The sequence below is a fragment of the Streptomyces sp. NPDC045026 genome (assembly GCF_056432625.1).
Window position 1 is genome coordinate 436,267 of sequence record NZ_JBWKIS010000004.1, and the last position, 15,932, is coordinate 452,198.

Genomic DNA, 15,932 nt, shown 5'->3' on the forward strand with positions numbered 1-15,932 from the left:
CATGTCAGCTCTGCCTCGGTACGTACCATCCGCCGCGGTTCCCAGCACCTCTCTGCACGACGCGCCATGGCGGCGAAGCAGCCGCAGCACCGGAATGAACAACTGCGTCGAGACGGCCGCCCTGCGCCGCGGCCCTTCGGCCGGACTGCTCGCCGTGCGCGATTCCAAGCGCACGGCCGGAGCCGCACTGCTGTTCTCGCCCTCCGCGTGGGAGGGGTTCCTCAACTCCCTGCGGTGAAAGCAGAGTCGGGAGCGTTGCGGCTGATCACCCGTACGGCCTCGGCGATTTGATCGTCGGTCAGGTCGGCGCGGGCGGTCAGCCGCAGCCGCGAGATGCCGTCCGGCACGGACGGGGGACGGAAGCAGCCGACGGCGAGGCCCGCCGCACGGCACTCGGCCGCCCAGCGCACCGCCTCTTCGGGGGACGGCGCACGCACGGAGACGACGGCGGCGTCCGGCCGTACGGCCTGGAGCCCCTCGGCGGTGAGGAGTTCGTGCAGCGAGGAGGCGACGGCGCGCGCCCGGTCGGCGCGCTCGGGCTCGCGGCGCAGCAGGCGCAGGGCCGCGAGTGCGGCGCCGGCCGCGGCGGGCGCGAGGCCCGTGTCGAAGATGAACGTCCGTGCGGTGTTGACGAGATGGTCGATCACCCGGGCGGGACCGAGGACGGCGCCGCCCTGGCTGCCGAACGACTTGGACAGCGTGACGGTGACGACGGTGTCGTCGGCGCCCGAGAGCCCCGCCGCCTGCGGCGCCCCCCTGCCGCCGTCGCCGAGCACCCCGAGCCCGTGCGCGTCGTCGACGATCAGACCCGCCCCGAACTCCCTTGCCACTCCGGCGAGTTCGGGCAGTGGAGCCGCGTCGCCGTCCACCGAGAAGACGGAGTCGGAGACGACGACCGCCGGCCCCTGATGGGTGTCGAGGGCCTTACGGACGGCGCCCGGGTCGGCGTGCGGGACGACCTGCGTGGCGCCGCGGGCGAGCCGGCAGCCGTCGATCAGGGAGGCGTGGTTGCTCGCGTCCGAGACGATCAGGGAGCCGTGCGGAGCGAGCGCGGTCACGGCGGCGAGGTTGGCCGCGTAGCCGGACGACAGGACGAGCGCCGCCTCGAAGCCGCAGAACTCGGCCAGTTCGCGCTCGAGTTCGGTGTGCAGCTCCGTGGTGCCCGTGACGAGCCGGGAGCCGGTGGCGCCGCCGCCCCAGCGCAGCGCCGCGTCCGCCGCTCCCCCGGTGATCTCGGGGTGGCGGGTGAGGCCGAGGTAGTCGTTGCTCGCGAGATCGAGGAGGGGGTTCGATGACGGGCGGGGGCGCAGCGTGCGGACGAGTCCGGCGCCGCGGCGCACGCGCTCCTGCTCGTCGATCCAGCCGAACGGCGATCCCGCCATGTGAGTCCCTCCGACGGCCGTGTGTCGCGACCGGTTCTCGAGTGGGGTGTGCTGTCCCGTGCCCCTGCGTCTTTGTAGGCAGTGCACAGACACTAGCGGGACATCCAGCCGCCCAGTGTGTGGCAATACCCACACGTCGAACCGGCAGAGTTGTCCGGAGCCTCCTTGGCCTGAGCAGGGGACGTAGGCCAGGATCGGGCTATGGACCTGCTGAACACGCTGGTGGACAAGGGGCTGCGGCGCGAGCTGCCGAGCCGTGAAGAAGCGCTCGCCGTTCTGGCGACTTCCGACGACGAACTGCTCGATGTGGTGGCCGCGGCCGGCAAGGTGCGGCGCCAGTGGTTCGGCCGGCGGGTGAAACTCAACTATCTGGTCAATCTCAAGTCGGGCCTGTGCCCCGAGGACTGCTCGTACTGCTCGCAGCGGCTCGGGTCCAAGGCGGAGATCCTCAAGTACACGTGGCTGAAGCCCGACGAGGCGTCGAAGGCCGCGGCCGCCGGTGTCGCGGGCGGCGCGAAGCGGGTCTGTCTGGTGGCGTCCGGTCGCGGCCCGACGGACCGGGACGTCGACCGCGTGTCGGAGACCATCGGCGCGATCAAGGAGCAGAACGAGGGCGTCGAGGTGTGCGCCTGCCTCGGTCTGCTGTCCGAGGGCCAGGCCGAGCGGCTGCGCGGGGCGGGCGCCGACGCGTACAACCACAACCTCAACACCTCCGAGAGCACGTACGGCGACATCACGACGACGCACACCTACGCGGACCGCGTCGACACGGTGCAGAAGGCCCACGCGGCCGGCCTGTCCGCCTGCTCCGGGCTCATCGCGGGCATGGGCGAGAGCGACGAGGACCTGGTGGACGTCGTCTACTCGCTGCGTGAACTCGACCCGGACTCGGTGCCGGTCAACTTCCTGATCCCCTTCGAGGGCACGCCCCTCGCCAAGGAGTGGAACCTGACGCCGCAGCGCTGCCTGCGGATCCTCGCGATGGTCCGCTTCGTCTGCCCCGACGTCGAGGTGCGGATCGCGGGCGGGCGCGAGGTGCACCTGCGCTCGATGCAGCCGCTGGCACTCCACCTCGCCAACTCCATCTTCCTCGGCGACTACCTGACCAGTGAGGGCCAGGCGGGCAAGGCGGACCTGGACATGATCACGGACGCCGGGTTCGAGGTCGAGGGCACCGACCAGGTGACGCTGCCCGAGCACCGGGGCGGGCCCTGCGGGTCCGGGGCCGAGGCGGCCTGCGGTTCCGGCGCGGGTTCGGCCTGCGGCTCCGGCGGGGGCTGCGGCTCCCATGAGGAAGGGGGCTGCGGCTCGCACGAAGACGCTGCGGAGTCCCCGGTCGCCGAGGTCCCCGAGGCGCGCACGGACCTCGTCGCCGTACGCCGCCGGGGTGCCGGAACGGATCTCGCACCCAATGCCTGAGGGGCCGGGACTGCCGACGACGGGGCTGCCGGTGACGGGGCTGCCCGTGGCGGAGCTGCTCGAACTGGACCGGCGGCACGTGTGGCATCCGTACGGTCCGATGCCCGGGAGGCAGGAACCGCTCGTCGTCGAGTCGGCGGCCGGGGTGCGGCTCAGGCTCGCCGGCGAAGGCGGTAGGGGCGGTGAGGGTGCCGAGCTGGTCGACGGGATGTCGTCCTGGTGGTCGGCGATCCACGGCTACAACCACCCCGCGCTCAACGAGGCGGTGCGCGACCAGCTCGGCCGGATGAGCCACGTCATGTTCGGCGGGCTGACGCACGAGCCCGCCGTCGGGCTCGCGAAGCGCCTTGTCGACATGTCACCGGAGGGCCTGGAGCACGTCTTCCTCGCCGACTCGGGCTCCGTGTCCGTCGAGGTCGCGATCAAGATGTGCCTCCAGCACTGGCGTTCCCTCGGCCGGCCGGAGAAGCGCCGCCTGCTGACGTGGCGCGGCGGCTACCACGGTGACACCTGGCAGCCGATGGCGGTCTGCGACCCCGAGGGCGGCATGCACGAGCTGTGGTCGGGGGCACTTCCGCAGCACGTGTTCGCCGACGCCCCGCCGGCCGCGTACGAGGAGGCCTACGCGGAGCATCTGCACGAGCTGATCGGGCGTCACGCCCATGAGCTGGCGGCCGTGATCGTGGAGCCCGTGGTGCAGGGCGCGGGCGGGATGCGGTTCCACTCCCCCGCGTATCTGCGGGTCCTGCGCGAGGCCTGCGACGCGCACGACGTGCTCCTCGTGTTCGACGAGATCGCCACGGGGTTCGGGCGGACCGGGGCGCTGTTCGCCGCGGAGCACGCGTCGGTGACCCCCGACGTCATGTGTGTCGGCAAGGCGCTGACCGGCGGCTATATGACGCTGGCGGCGACGCTGTGCACGGCGCGTGTGGCGGACGGGATCTCGCGGGGCGAGGTGCCGGTGCTCGCGCACGGGCCCACGTTCATGGGGAACCCCCTCGCCGCGGCGGTCGCCTGCGCCTCCATCGATCTCCTGCTCGGGCAGGACTGGGCCACGGAGGTCAAGCGGATCGAGTCGGGGCTGCGGGAGTCGCTCGCCGCGGCCTCGGAGCTGCCCGGGGTGCGCGACGTGCGCGTGCTCGGCGCGATCGGTGTCGTACAGCTGGACCACGAGATCGACATGGCGGCGGCCACACGGGCGGCGGTGCGCGAGGGCGTGTGGCTGCGGCCGTTCCGCGGCCTCGTGTACACGATGCCCCCGTACATCACAGGGGACGAGGATCTGGCACGGATCGGCCGCGCGGTGTGCGCGGCCGCACGGGAGGGCTGAACGGCATGACGGTACTGGTGGTCACGGGGACCGGAACCGAGATCGGCAAGACGGTCACGACGGCGGCCGTGGCGGCCGCGGCGCTGGCCGCGGGGCGGTCGGTGGCCGTCCTGAAGCCGGCCCAGACCGGGGTCGGTCCCGGTGAGTACGGGGACGCGGACGAGGTGAAGCGCCTGGTGGGCAGCGGAGTGACGGCTGTCGAGCTGGCGCGGTATCCGGAACCGTTGGCGCCCGCGACGGCCGCGCTGCGCGCCGGCCTCCCGCCGGTGCGCCCGCACGAGGTGGCCGACGCGGCGGCGAAGCTGGCCACGGAGCACGACCTCGTCCTGATCGAGGGCGCGGGCGGCCTGCTCGTGCGCTTCGACGCGGACGGGGGCACGCTCGCGGACGCCGCGCGGCTCCTCGAAGCGCCGGTCCTCGTCGTCGCGGCGGCGGGGCTCGGCACACTCAACTCGACGGCCCTGACGACGGAGGCCCTGCGTGCCAGGGACCTGACGCCGCTCGGCGTGGTCGTCGGCAGCTGGCCGAAGCGGCCGGACCTCGCGGCCCGCTGCAATCTCGCGGACTTTCCGGAGGTCTCGGGGACGAAGCTCCTCGGCGCGATCCCCGAAGGTGCCGGTACGCACCCCGTCTTCCGTGCGTCCGCGCCGAGTTGGCTGGCGCCGGAACTGGACGGGACGTGGGACGCGGCGGCGTTCACCGCGAACGCCGAGTCGTCCTCCGTGAGGGCCTGACGGCTCACAGGCTCCATCTGCGGAGTTCCTCGGCGATGTCGTGCACGGTCGCCCCGCCGTCCTTGACCAGGCGGGCCAGTTCCCTGACCTGGTCGGGCGACGTGGCGACCTTGAGGCCGCTCGCGACGAGGTAGGCGTACGCGACGGCCGACGCGAACATCGCGTTCGAGCGTTCGAGGGCCGGGACGTGGAGGAGCAGCTGGAGCAGTGAGGCGGCCCGTGCCTGCGGGCTGTCGTAGACGGCGGTCCCGAATATCTCCGCCTCGTGGCGGCTGACGGCGGCGACGAGCGCGCCCCAGTCGGTCACCTGGGGGTCTCCGGGGGTCTTCTGTTCGGCGATCATGAGCAGCCAGGCCAGGTCGATACGCACGTTCTTCGATTCGCTCAAGGGTTCAGCGTCGGCCTTCGCGGTCCGTGCCGAATTCCTCGGCGAACACGGATTCGTACTGCTTCATGAAGTCGGCGGCCGCGTCGACGAACGTCCGGCCGAGCTCGCCCGCGTCCTGTCTGACCAGCTCCTCGATATACCGGTTCACACTCACGCCGCGTGCGAGGGCACGTTCACGCGCGGCTCGGGCGGTGTCCTCGTCCACCCGTACGTTCAGCTGAGTCTTCGCCATGACTTCACGCTAGCGCCGACGTGCTAGCACCGGCAAGGAGACAGCGAAGGTGCCCCTTACATGCGTATCGGGAGCCCGACCTCGGAGGGATACCGCAGGTCTGACGCACCCCACTACTCTCGTACGCGGCAAGGGAGTTGCGACGGCCAGGACGACGGTGAGACCCAGGAGGCGGCCTTGTCCACAGCGGCAGCAGAACAGCCCTACGGCCTGGCGGAGGCGGGCGACATCGCCGCGCGCGCCCGGGGCCTGACCAAGGCGTACGGGTCCGGGGAGACCGCGGTCCTCGCCCTCGACTCGGTCGACGTGGACATCGCGCGCGGCCGGTTCACCGCCGTCATGGGCCCCTCGGGGTCGGGCAAGTCCACGCTGATGCACTGCCTGGCCGGGCTCGACTCGATCTCCGCGGGCCAGGTGTGGCTCGGGGACACGGAGATCACGGGCCTGCGCGACAAGGAGCTGACGCGGCTGCGGCGTGACCGGATCGGCTTCATGTTCCAGTCGTTCAACCTCATTCCGACGCTGAACGCGGCGGAGAACATCACGCTGCCGATGGACATCGCGGGCCGCACCCCGGACGCACAGTGGCTGAAGCAGGTCATCGACACGCTGGGCCTGGGTGACCGGCTCAAGCACCGTCCCGCGCAGCTCTCCGGAGGCCAGCAGCAGCGGGTGGCCTGCGCCAGGGCCCTCGCGTCGCGGCCGGAACTGATCTTCGCGGACGAGCCGACCGGGAACCTGGACTCGCGCGCGGGCCTGGAGGTCCTCGGGTTCCTGCGCGAGGCGGTGGACGACCTCGGGCAGACCGTCGTGATGGTGACGCACGACCCCGGCGCGGCGGGCCACTCCGACCTGGTGCTCTTCCTCGGTGACGGCCGCCTCGTGGACGAGATGCCCCAGCCCACGGCGGAGGCGGTCCTGGAGCGCATGCGCCTGTTCACCGGGGGAAACCCCCACAATTCCCAGCCGTAGAGAGGCCGTTGTGCTGAAGGCGACGCTCAGGAGTTTCCTCGCGCACAAGGGGCGGCTGGTCCTGTCGGGGCTTGCCATCGTCCTCTCGGTGGCGTTCGTGGCGGGCAGTCTGGTCTTCTCGGACACGGTGACGCGCACCTTCGACCGGCTGTTCGCGTCCACGTCCGCCGACGTGCAGGTGAATCCGAAGCAGGACTCCCTGAGCGAGTCGGTGCCGACGGGAGCGGTCGAGACCGTCCCGGCCCGCCTCGCCCGGCAGATCAGGTCCGTCGACGGCGTCGCCGCGGCCAGGATCGACGCCGCCGCCGAGAACATCACCGTCGTGGACGGCGAGAACGACTCGGTCGGACCGACCAGCGGCGCTCCCACCATCGCCACCAACTGGTACGTCACCGACCGCAGTCCGGTCCGCCTGACCTCGGGGCATGCCCCGCGCGGCAGCGGCGAGGCACTGCTCGACGCCGACACCGCCGACAAGAAGCACATCCGCATCGGCGACTCGCTCACCGTCCTCGCACAGCCGGGCTCCTTCACCGTCCGGGTCGTCGGCATCGCGACCTTCCGCACCACCAACCCCGGCGCCGCGCTCGTCTTCCTGGACACGGCGACGGCGCAGACGAAGCTGCTCGGCGGGACGGACCGCGCGACGAGCATCTCCGTGGACGCGGCCCCCGGGGTGAGCGACGCCGCCCTGAAGCGGCGGATCGCCCAACAGCTCGGCTCCGGCTACGACTTGAAGACCGCCGGCGAGCAGGCCACGTCGGACGCGGCGGACCTCGGCTCGTTCCTCGACGTGATCAAGTACGTCATGCTGGGTTTTGCCGGGATCGCGGTCCTGGTCGGGATCTTCCTGATCATCAACACGTTCTCGATGCTGATCGCGCAGCGCACCCGCGAGCTGGGACTGCTGCGCGCGCTCGGCGCCGACCGGCGTCAGGTGCGCCGCTCCGTCCTGACGGAGGCGGTGCTGCTCGGCCTGGTGGGCTCGGTGCTCGGCCTCGCGGCGGGCATCGGGCTTGCGCTCGGCCTCATCAAACTCATGAGCGCGTTCGGGATGAACCTGAAGTCGACGGAGATGGTGATCGGCTGGGGGACGCCCGTCGCGGCCTTCGCGGTCGGGGTCGGGGTCACGTTCGTGGCCGCGTACCTGCCGTCGCGGCGGGCCTCCCAGGTCTCCCCCATGGCGGCCCTCGCGGACGCCGAGATCGCGGGTGCGGGACGGCCGCTGCGGGTGCGTGCCGTGGCGGGAGCGGTGGTCGGCCTGGCGGGGGTGGCCGCCCTGGCCGGCTGTGCCGCGGCCACGAAGACGGCGAGTGCCTCGACGCTCCTGGTCGTCGGCATCGCCTTGACGCTGCTGGCCACGGTGATCGCCGGACCCTTGCTCGTACGTCCCGTGATCCGCGTCCTGGGCGGCGCGTTCCCCGCCGTGTTCGGCTCGGTGGGTCGGCTGAGCCAGCGCAACGCGCTGCGCAACCCGCGGCGCACCGGGGCCACCGCCGCCGCGCTGATGGTGGGGCTCGCCCTGGTGGCGGGCATGTCCGTGGCCAGCGCGTCGATGAGCAAGTCGTTCGACGAACAGATCGACAAGACCCTGGGCGCCGACTTCACAGTCCAGAATTCCAACTTCATGCCTTTCCCCAAAGAGGTGACCGACAGGATCCGCGCCACGGAAGGGGCGGGGCTCGTGGTACGGCAGCGGTTCGTCCCGCTCGCGGTACGTCTGCCGGACGGCAAGCGCGTGAAGACGACCGCCGCCGGCTACGGGGCACAGCTCGACGACGTCGCGCACGTCACGTACTCCCAGGGCGACTCGGAGGCGGCGCTCGCGCCCGGGAAGGTCGCGATGGACGCGGAGTTCGCGAAGGAGCACCACGCGCGCGTGGGCACGGTGGTGCCGGTGGACCTGCCCGGCGGGCGAACGGACCGGCTCACCGTCGCGGCCCTCACCGACCAGGGCAGCGGGGACGGATTCGGCATGTCCGGCGGCCTGTTCATGGGGATGGGGACGCTGGAGAAGTTCCTTCCCGACGGCCAGGACTCGGCGGTGTACGTGAACGCCTCCCCCGGCACGAGCGCGGACGTGCTGCGCGCCCGTCTGGAGAAGGCCCTCGATGTGTACCCACAGGTACAGGTACGCGACCTGGCCGACTACAAGAAGCTCGTGCACGACCAGATCGCGGTGCTGCTGTACCTGGTGTACGCGCTGGTCGGGCTCGCGATCGTGATCGCCGTCCTGGGCGTCGTCAACACCCTCGCCCTGTCGGTCGTGGAGCGGACACGGGAGATCGGTCTGCTCCGCGCCATCGGGCTCTCCCGGCGCCAGCTGCGGAGGATGATCCGTCTGGAGTCCGTGGTCATCGCCGTGTTCGGCGCGGTGCTCGGGCTCTCGCTCGGTGTCGTGTGGGGTCTTGCGATCCACGAGGTGCTCGCCCTCCAGGGCATGGAGGCGCTCGCCATCCCGTGGGGGACGATCGTCGCGGTCGTGGTCGGCTCGGTCCTCGTGGGGCTCGCGGCGGCGCTCCTTCCGGCGCTGCGCGCCTCGCGCATGAACGTGCTGGCGGCCGTCGCGCACGAATGATGTACTCGCCACGTGGCCTCTCGGCCGTTCAACTCACCGTGGTTCAACTCGCCCGAGACTGAGGAGAGTTCATGAGTCGTGCGTTCCGGTTCGGCGTCAACATGCTCACCGCCGCGTCCGGCGACGAGTGGCGCAAGCGCTGTCGCAGGGCCGAGGATCTCGACTACGACGTGATCCTCGTCGCCGACCACCTGGGCGTGCCCTCGCCGTTCCCCTCCCTGGTCGCCGCCGCCGATGCGACCGAGCGCCCGCGCGTGGGCACGTTCGTCCTCAACGCCGGCTTCTGGAACCCCGTACTCCTCGCCCGCGAGGTGGCGACCACCGACGCGCTCACCGGCGGCCGGCTCGAACTCGGCCTGGGCACAGGCTACGTACAGGCGGAGCACGAAGCGGCCGGGCTCCCGTGGGGCTCGCCCGGTGAGCGCGTGGACCATCTGCGGCGCGTCGTCGAGGAGCTGGACCGGCTGCTCGGGTCGGACGAGCACCGGCCGCGCCCCGCGCAGCGCCCCCGCCCGCCACTGCTGATCGGCGGCAACGGCGACCGGATGCTGAAGCTGACGGCCGAACACGCGGAGATCGCGGCGTTCACCGGGGCGCGCTCCGTCCCCGGCGACGCGAACGGGAAGCTCCAGCACCTCACCCCTGAGGAGCTGGACGAGCGCGTCGCCGCGTACCACCGCTACGCGGCGGGACGCGCGGAGCCCGCCGAGCTCAATCTGCTGATCCAGATGGTCACGGTGACCGACGACCGCAGGGCAGCGATCCGGCCGGTCCTCGAACGCATCCCGCAGTTCACGGAGGACGAGGCGCTGGACCTGCCGCTCCTGCTCGTCGGCACGGTCCGCGAGATCGCCGACCAGCTGCGCGCGCAGCGCGACCACTACGGGTTCACGTACATCACGGTCCTGGAGCCGTACATGGAGACGTTCGGTCCGGTCATCGAGGAACTGCGAAAGGCCTGAGCCGGGGCGCTGTCCGCATCCTGAAAATGGTGCGCGGGCCCGACAGCCCGGTGGTGGGATCTGACCCATGAGTGATCTTCGGATACGGGCCGCGACGCCCGACGACCTCGATGCCGCCCTCGCGTTCTGGAAGGTGGCCGCCGAGGGCACGAGCATCAGTGACGACCGCGCGGGCGTGGAGCGGCTCGTCGCCCGAGACCCCGAGTCGCTGCTGCTCGCCGAGCGCGAGGGAGAGCTGGTGGGGACCGTCATCGCGGGCTTCGACGGGTGGCGCTGCCATCTGTACCGGCTCGCGGTGCATCCGGACGCGCGACGGCAGGGCGTGGGGTCGGCGCTGCTCGCGGCCGCGGAGGAGCGGTTCGTCGCGCTCGGCGGACGGCGGGGCGACGCGATGGTCCTGGACCGCAACGAGCGCGCGCGGCACGCGTGGCGTGCCGGGGGCTACGCGCCGGAGCCGCAGTGGACGCGCTGGGTCAAGCACCTCACGGACTGACCTCGTGCGGCCGGGGCGACGGCGTCCCGGCCGCACCGGCTTTGCCGACCCTTTACCATGGGTGCTCCACTTGTTCCGTCCTCCTCTTGAAAGGTGTGAGCGTCCGCCCATGGGCGAGCCTCCCAGTACCCGGCGCCTGCGACATCGCGCAATACCCACCGCCCTGGCCGATCATGGGACGGAGGTGACCCGATGACCGAAGTGATCCTGCTCGCCGTGGCGGTGCTGCTCGCGCTGGCCTGCGGTGCGTTCGTCGCGGCCGAGTTCTCCCTCACCACGGTCGAGCGTTCCGGCCTCGAGCGCGCCGTGGAGCGCGGAGAGCGAGGCGCCGCCAGCGCCCTCAAGGCCGTACGGAACCTCACCTTCCAGCTCTCCGGCGCCCAGCTCGGCATCACCGTGACCAATCTGGTCGTCGGCATGCTCGCCCAACCGTCCGTCGCCAAGCTGATCGCGGGCCCCCTGGAGAGCCTCGGGCTCTCCCGCTCCACCGCCTCCTCGGTCGCGCTGGTCATCGGCACGGCCCTGTCGACCGTCTTCCTCATGGTCGTCGGCGAGCTCGTCCCCAAGAACTGGGCGATCTCGTCGCCGCTGGCCGTCGCCAAGAACGTCGCGACGCCGCAGCGCTGGTTCAGCGCCGCGTTCCGCCCCTTCATCACCCACCTGAACAACACCGCGAACCGGGCGGTGCGCCGCTTCGGCATCGAGCCCGCCGAGGAGCTGGCCTCCGCGCGCGGTCCGCAGGAGCTGGTGGCCCTGGCCCGGCACTCGGCCAAGCAGGGCGCCCTCGAGGCGGACACCGCCGAGCTGTTCATGCGGACCCTGAACCTCGCGGACCTGACCGCGGAGAACGTGATGACGCCGCGCGTCCAGGTCGTGGCGCTCGACGCGCAGGCCACCTGCGAGGACGTGGCGAACGCGACCCGGGCCACGGGCCTGTCCCGGTTCCCCGTCTACCGCGGCAACCTCGACTCGGTCGTCGGCGTCGCGCACATCAAGGACGTCCTGGCCGTGCCCGCCGAACTCCGGGGCCGCCGTTCCGTGTCCGATCTGATGCGCGAGCCGCTCCTCGTACCCGAGACCCTGACCGTCGACCGGCTCCTCGACCGGCTCTCCGGGAGGCGCACGATGGCCGTCGTCATCGACGAGTACGGCGGCACCGCGGGCGTCGCCACCCTGGAGGACATCGTCGAGGAAGTCGTCGGCGAGGTGCGGGACGAGCACGATCCGCACGAGACACCGGACCTCGCGCCGGCCGGCAAGGACGACGAGGGCCGCGCCCTCTACTCAACCGACGGCGCCGCCCGCACCGACCAGCTCCAGCGGGTCGGCCTGCGCCTCCCCGCCGGACCCTACGAGACGCTCGCCGGCCTGGTCGCCACCGAGCTGGGCCGCATCCCGGCCGTCGGCGACAGCGTCGAGGTGGCCGGATGGCGGCTCGACGTCGTGGACGCCGCGGGCCACCGCGCGGCCCGCGTCCTGATGCACGCGCCCCTGTCCGACCGGACCGACGAAGCCTCGGAGGGGCACCGATGACCGCGATCCAGCTCCTGATCGGCCTGGCGACGCTGGTCGTCAACGCCTTCTTCGTGGGCGCCGAGTTCGCCCTGATCTCCGTACGCCGCAGCCAGATCGAACCGCACGCGGACGAGGGCGACCGGCGCGCGAAGAGCGTCCTGTGGGGCCTGCAGCACGTGTCGGCCCTGCTGGCCGCGGCACAGCTCGGCATCACGCTGTGCACCCTGGTGCTCGGCATCGTCGCCGAACCCGCCATCGCCCATCTTCTGGAGCCCGTGTTCGACGCGGTCGGAGTGCCGCACGGTCTGGTCCACCCGATCTCGTTCGTGATCGCCCTGGCGGTGGCCACGTATCTGCACATGCTGCTCGGCGAGATGATCCCGAAGAACGTCGCGCTCGCCGAGCCGGTGCGCAGCGCGCTGCTGCTCGGGCCGCCCCTGGTGACCCTCGCGAAGGCGCTGCGTCCGGTGATCTTCACGGTCAACGCCTTCGCGAACGGGCTGCTCAAGCTGTTGCGCGTCGAGGTCAAGGACGAGGTGTCCGCGACGTTCTCGGACGACGAGCTGGCCCGTCTCGTCAAGGACTCGGGCGACGCCGGACTCATCGACGACCGCGCCCAGGAGCGCCTGCGCGACGCCCTCGAACTGGGCCGCCGCCCGGTCCGGGACGTCGTCCTGCCGCTGGAGCGGGTGGTCTACGCGCATGTGGGCGTCACGCCCGAGCAGCTGGAGCAGCTGTCGGCGCGGTCGGGGTTCTCGCGCTTCCCCGTGGTCGACGACAACCGCCGCATCGTCGGCTATCTGCATGTGAAGGACGCCCTGGACGCGTCGCCGCGCGATCTGCCGTTCCGGATTCCGGACATGCGGCCGATCGCCCGCGTCCGCGAGACGACGCCGCTCGACGACGTCCTCTCGGCGATGCGGGGCAGCCGTACGCATGTGGCGGCGGTCCTCGGCGCGGACGGGCGGCTCGCGGGTCTGGTGACGATGGAGGACGTCCTGCGGGAACTGTTCGGCCAGCCCGCGTGAACCCGGCGGCCTGATTTCGGCGACTGATTCCGGCTCCGTCCGCAGGGCGCCGCGTGCAGGACGCCGTGTGCCCGGACGCCGGGCACACGGCGCCCGCCGGTGATCGCGGGACCCGGGTTACCATCGCTTCCGCCATGCAGAAAAATGCCAACCACACCAATTACAGCAGCCTCGTCACGGTCGGTGACTCGTTCACCGAGGGCATGTCCGACCTGTTGCCCGACGGCTCCTACCGCGGCTGGGCCGACGTACTGGCCGGCCGGATGGCGGCCCGCACCCCCGGCTTCCGCTACGCGAACCTCGCTGTGCGCGGCAAGCTCATCGGCCAGATCGTCGACGAGCAGGTGGACGTCGCGGCCGCGATGGGCGCCGACGTCATCACGCTGGTGGGCGGGCTCAACGACACCCTGCGCCCCAAGGTCGACATGGGCCGGGTGCGCGGGCTCCTCGAAGAGGCCGTCGAGAAGCTGGCGCCGGCCTGCGAGCAGCTCGTCCTGATGCGCAGCCCCGGCCGCAACGGTCCGGTGATGGAGCGCTTCCGGCCGCGCATGGAGGAGCTGTTCGCCTGCATCGACGGGCTCGCGGCGCGGCACGGCGCGGTGGTCGTGGACCTGTACGGGCCGCCCGTCCTCGGTGACCCCCGCATGTGGGACGTGGACCGGCTGCACCTGACGGCCGAAGGGCACCGCCGGGTCGCCGAGGCCGTCTGGCAGGCGCTCGGCCACGAAGCCGAGGACGACTGGCAGGCCGTGCTCCCGCCGACCGTGCCGCCGGGCTGGGGCGCACGCCGCGTCGCCGACGCCCGCTTCGCCAAGCAGCACCTGGTGCCGTGGATCGGCCGCCGGCTGACGGGCCGCTCCTCCGGCGACGGCCGCCCGGCGAAGCGACCGGAGCTGCTGCCGTACGAGGCTCCGCGGGGCTGACCTGCCGGGACGTTGCCCGGCGCGCGCCGGGCGCCCCGCCCTCGTAGCTTCCGACGAACGGGGCCCTGGCGCTGGCCTGCACGAATCGCCAGTAGAATCCGTACACGTGACTGCCGCGCCTGCAAAGCCCCGTATCCCGAATGTTCTCGCCGGACGCTACGCCTCCGCCGAGCTCGCCACTCTCTGGTCCCCCGAGCAGAAGGTGAAGCTGGAGCGTCAGCTCTGGCTCGCCGTGCTGCGCGCGCAGAAGGACCTCGGGATCGAGGTGCCGGACGGCGCTCTCGCCGACTACGAGCGCGTCCTCGACCAGGTCGACCTGGCCTCCATCGCCGAGCGCGAGAAGGTCACGCGCCACGACGTGAAGGCCCGCATCGAGGAGTTCAACGCCCTCGCCGGCCACGAGCAGGTCCACAAGGGCATGACGTCCCGCGACCTGACGGAGAACGTCGAGCAGCTCCAGATCCGCCTCTCCCTCGAACTGGTCCGCGACCGCGCCGTCGCCGTCCTCGCGCGCCTCGGCAAGCTCGCCGGTGAGTACGGCGAGCTGGTGATCGCGGGCCGCTCGCACAACGTCGCGGCTCAGGCCACGACCCTCGGCAAGCGCTTCGCGACCGCCGCCGACGAGCTGCTCGTCGCGTACGCCCGGGTCGAGGAGCTGCTCTCCCGCTACCCGCTGCGCGGCATCAAGGGCCCCGTCGGCACCGCGCAGGACATGCTGGACCTGCTCGGCGGCGACGCGGCGAAGCTCGACGAGCTGGAGCAGCGCATCGCGGGCCACCTGGGCTTCTCGCAGGCGTTCACCTCGGTAGGCCAGGTCTACCCGCGCTCCCTCGACTACGAGGTCGTCACCGCGCTCGTGCAGCTCGCGGCCGCGCCGTCCTCGACCGCCAAGACGATCCGTCTGATGGCCGGGCACGAGCTCGTCACCGAGGGCTTCAAGCCCGGCCAGGTCGGCTCGTCCGCGATGCCGCACAAGATGAACACCCGCTCCTGCGAGCGCGTCAACGGCCTCATGGTGATCCTGCGCGGTTACGCGTCGATGACCGGTGAGCTGGCGGGCGACCAGTGGAACGAGGGCGACGTGTCCTGCTCCGTGGTGCGCCGCGTCGCGCTGCCGGACGCGTTCTTCGCGCTCGACGGTCTCCTGGAGACGTTCCTGACGGTGCTCGACGAGTTCGGTGCGTTCCCCGCCGTCGTCGCCCGCGAGCTGGACCGCTACCTGCCGTTCCTCGCCACGACGAAGGTCCTGATGGCGTCGGTGCGGGCGGGCGTCGGCCGCGAGGAGGCCCACGAGGCCATCAAGGAGAACGCCGTCGCGTCGGCCCTGGCCATGCGCGAGCAGGGCGCCGAGCGCAACGAGCTGCTCGACAAGCTCGCCGCGGACTCGCGGATCCCGCTGGACCGCGCCGGACTCGACGAGCTGATGGCCGACAAGCTGTCCTTCACGGGCGCCGCGAGCGACCAGGTCGCGACCGTCGTCGCGCGCATCGAGGAGATCGTCAAGCAGCACCCGGAGGCAGCCGGTTACGCGCCCGGAGCGATCCTCTGAGCAGGCTGACCCCCGCGGACCTGGAGGCCGCCCGTGACCGCATCGTCCCCGATGTGGTCGCGAGCGGCCTCTCCGTGCTTTTCTGCGGGATCAACCCGGGCCTGATGACGGCCGCGACGGGCCACCACTTCGCGCGCCCGGGCAACCGCTTCTGGCCGGTGCTCCACCTGTCCGGGTTCACACCCCGGCAGCTGGCCCCCGCTGAGCAGGAGGAACTCCTGTCGTACGGGCTCGGGATCACGAACGTCGTCGCGCGGGCCACGGCGCGGGCGGACGAGCTGAGCGCGCAGGAGTACCGCGACGGCGGCCGTCTGCTCACCGCCAAAGTGGAGCGGCTGCGGCCGCGCTGGCTCGCGGTCGTGGGCGTGACGGCGTACCGGTCGGCCTTCGCAAGCCGTAGAGATACCCAGTCATTCAAGCTCGCCGC

General features: G+C 71.8%; 15 protein-coding genes and 1 pseudogene. 13 read left to right on the top strand and 3 right to left on the bottom strand.

Annotated elements, in window-relative coordinates; genetic code table 11:
* The first annotated feature begins 1 nt into the window (after position 1).
* Positions 2-238 (top strand): DUF397 domain-containing protein, encoded by a 237-nt coding sequence (locus tag AC07EJ_RS12520; RefSeq protein WP_389476834.1) that lies wholly within the window; start codon positions 2-4, stop codon positions 236-238.
* Here the strand turns inward: AC07EJ_RS12520 and AC07EJ_RS12525 are convergent.
* On the bottom strand, positions 222-1,382 hold the full coding sequence (locus AC07EJ_RS12525) for an 8-amino-7-oxononanoate synthase (RefSeq protein ID WP_478884183.1): 1,161 nt from the start codon (positions 1,380-1,382) through the stop codon (positions 222-224). The two genes, AC07EJ_RS12520 and AC07EJ_RS12525, sit on opposite strands and share 17 nt — an antisense overlap.
* Positions 1,383-1,583: 201 nt before the next feature.
* On the opposite strand from AC07EJ_RS12525, the gene bioB reads away from it, so the two are divergent.
* From bioB to bioD, 3 genes are read left to right on the top strand one after another with little or no spacing between them, the layout of a single operon-like run.
* Positions 1,584-2,801: a biotin synthase BioB gene (gene bioB, locus AC07EJ_RS12530; RefSeq protein ID WP_389476838.1), complete on the top strand. Its 1,218-nt coding sequence runs from the start codon at positions 1,584-1,586 to the stop codon at positions 2,799-2,801.
* Positions 2,794-4,131 (top strand): adenosylmethionine--8-amino-7-oxononanoate transaminase, encoded by a 1,338-nt coding sequence (locus tag AC07EJ_RS12535; RefSeq protein WP_389476840.1) that lies wholly within the window; start codon positions 2,794-2,796, stop codon positions 4,129-4,131. The genes bioB and AC07EJ_RS12535 overlap by 8 nt, the downstream gene beginning before the upstream one ends.
* A gap of 5 nt (positions 4,132-4,136) precedes the next feature.
* Positions 4,137-4,865 (top strand): dethiobiotin synthase, encoded by a 729-nt coding sequence (bioD, locus tag AC07EJ_RS12540; RefSeq protein WP_389476842.1) that lies wholly within the window; start codon positions 4,137-4,139, stop codon positions 4,863-4,865.
* Positions 4,866-4,869: 4 nt separating this feature from the next.
* On the opposite strand, the gene AC07EJ_RS12545 is transcribed toward bioD, so the two are convergent.
* Positions 4,870-5,208, bottom strand: coding sequence for a fic family toxin-antitoxin system, toxin component (locus AC07EJ_RS12545; protein ID WP_362908914.1), 339 nt, complete (start codon positions 5,206-5,208; stop codon positions 4,870-4,872).
* 49 nt (positions 5,209-5,257) lie between these two features.
* Positions 5,258-5,485, bottom strand: a complete 228-nt coding sequence (locus AC07EJ_RS12550; RefSeq protein WP_389476844.1) for a toxin-antitoxin system HicB family antitoxin — start codon at positions 5,483-5,485, stop codon at positions 5,258-5,260.
* 177 nt (positions 5,486-5,662) lie between these two features.
* On the opposite strand from AC07EJ_RS12550, the gene AC07EJ_RS12555 reads away from it, so the two are divergent.
* From AC07EJ_RS12555 to mug, 9 genes and pseudogenes are all read left to right on the top strand, one after another.
* Positions 5,663-6,457 (top strand): ABC transporter ATP-binding protein, encoded by a 795-nt coding sequence (locus AC07EJ_RS12555; protein ID WP_389476846.1) that lies wholly within the window; start codon positions 5,663-5,665, stop codon positions 6,455-6,457.
* 10 nt (positions 6,458-6,467) lie between these two features.
* Entirely contained in the window at positions 6,468-9,035 is a 2,568-nt protein-coding gene (locus tag AC07EJ_RS12560; RefSeq protein WP_389476848.1) for an ABC transporter permease, read from the top strand.
* A 71-nt stretch (positions 9,036-9,106) separates the two neighbouring features.
* Positions 9,107-9,997: an LLM class F420-dependent oxidoreductase gene (locus tag AC07EJ_RS12565; protein WP_478884184.1), complete on the top strand. Its 891-nt coding sequence runs from the start codon at positions 9,107-9,109 to the stop codon at positions 9,995-9,997.
* Between the two features lie 67 nt (positions 9,998-10,064).
* Complete coding sequence (locus AC07EJ_RS12570) at positions 10,065-10,490, top strand: GNAT family N-acetyltransferase (protein ID WP_389476852.1); 426 nt, start codon at positions 10,065-10,067, stop codon at positions 10,488-10,490.
* A 192-nt stretch (positions 10,491-10,682) separates the two neighbouring features.
* Positions 10,683-12,023, top strand: a complete 1,341-nt coding sequence (locus tag AC07EJ_RS12575) for a hemolysin family protein (RefSeq protein WP_389476854.1) — start codon at positions 10,683-10,685, stop codon at positions 12,021-12,023.
* The gene (locus AC07EJ_RS12580) at positions 12,020-13,033 is read left to right on the top strand and encodes a hemolysin family protein (RefSeq protein ID WP_389476856.1); all 1,014 of its coding nucleotides are present in this window, start codon (positions 12,020-12,022) and stop codon (positions 13,031-13,033) included. The genes AC07EJ_RS12575 and AC07EJ_RS12580 overlap by 4 nt, the downstream gene beginning before the upstream one ends.
* A gap of 134 nt (positions 13,034-13,167) precedes the next feature.
* Positions 13,168-13,956 carry an SGNH/GDSL hydrolase family protein gene (locus AC07EJ_RS12585; protein ID WP_389476858.1) on the top strand — a complete coding sequence of 263 codons (789 nt, stop codon included), beginning with the start codon at positions 13,168-13,170 and terminating at the stop codon, positions 13,954-13,956.
* A 106-nt stretch (positions 13,957-14,062) separates the two neighbouring features.
* The gene (gene purB, locus AC07EJ_RS12590; RefSeq protein ID WP_362908886.1) at positions 14,063-15,505 is read left to right on the top strand and encodes an adenylosuccinate lyase; all 1,443 of its coding nucleotides are present in this window, start codon (positions 14,063-14,065) and stop codon (positions 15,503-15,505) included.
* A pseudogene (gene mug / locus AC07EJ_RS12595) lies at positions 15,502-15,906 on the top strand (G/U mismatch-specific DNA glycosylase); the annotation flags it as partial. The gene purB and the pseudogene mug, both read left to right, overlap by 4 nt.
* Positions 15,907-15,932: the final 26 nt, after the last annotated feature.

Bases quoted from the DNA above. Each gene is read 5' to 3' on its own strand.
- AC07EJ_RS12520 (WP_389476834.1), top strand. From the start codon at position 2: ATGTCAGCTCTGCCTCGGTACGTACCATCCGCCGCGGTTCCCAGCACC.
- AC07EJ_RS12525 (WP_478884183.1), bottom strand. From the start codon at position 1,382: ATGGCGGGATCGCCGTTCGGCTGGATCGACGAGCAGGAGCGCGTGCGC.
- bioB (WP_389476838.1), top strand. From the start codon at position 1,584: ATGGACCTGCTGAACACGCTGGTGGACAAGGGGCTGCGGCGCGAGCTG.
- AC07EJ_RS12535 (WP_389476840.1), top strand. From the start codon at position 2,794: ATGCCTGAGGGGCCGGGACTGCCGACGACGGGGCTGCCGGTGACGGGG.
- bioD (WP_389476842.1), top strand. From the start codon at position 4,137: ATGACGGTACTGGTGGTCACGGGGACCGGAACCGAGATCGGCAAGACG.
- AC07EJ_RS12545 (WP_362908914.1), bottom strand. From the start codon at position 5,208: ATGATCGCCGAACAGAAGACCCCCGGAGACCCCCAGGTGACCGACTGG.
- AC07EJ_RS12550 (WP_389476844.1), bottom strand. From the start codon at position 5,485: ATGGCGAAGACTCAGCTGAACGTACGGGTGGACGAGGACACCGCCCGA.
- AC07EJ_RS12565 (WP_478884184.1), top strand. From the start codon at position 9,107: ATGAGTCGTGCGTTCCGGTTCGGCGTCAACATGCTCACCGCCGCGTCC.
- AC07EJ_RS12570 (WP_389476852.1), top strand. From the start codon at position 10,065: ATGAGTGATCTTCGGATACGGGCCGCGACGCCCGACGACCTCGATGCC.
- AC07EJ_RS12575 (WP_389476854.1), top strand. From the start codon at position 10,683: ATGACCGAAGTGATCCTGCTCGCCGTGGCGGTGCTGCTCGCGCTGGCC.
- AC07EJ_RS12580 (WP_389476856.1), top strand. From the start codon at position 12,020: ATGACCGCGATCCAGCTCCTGATCGGCCTGGCGACGCTGGTCGTCAAC.
- AC07EJ_RS12585 (WP_389476858.1), top strand. From the start codon at position 13,168: ATGCAGAAAAATGCCAACCACACCAATTACAGCAGCCTCGTCACGGTC.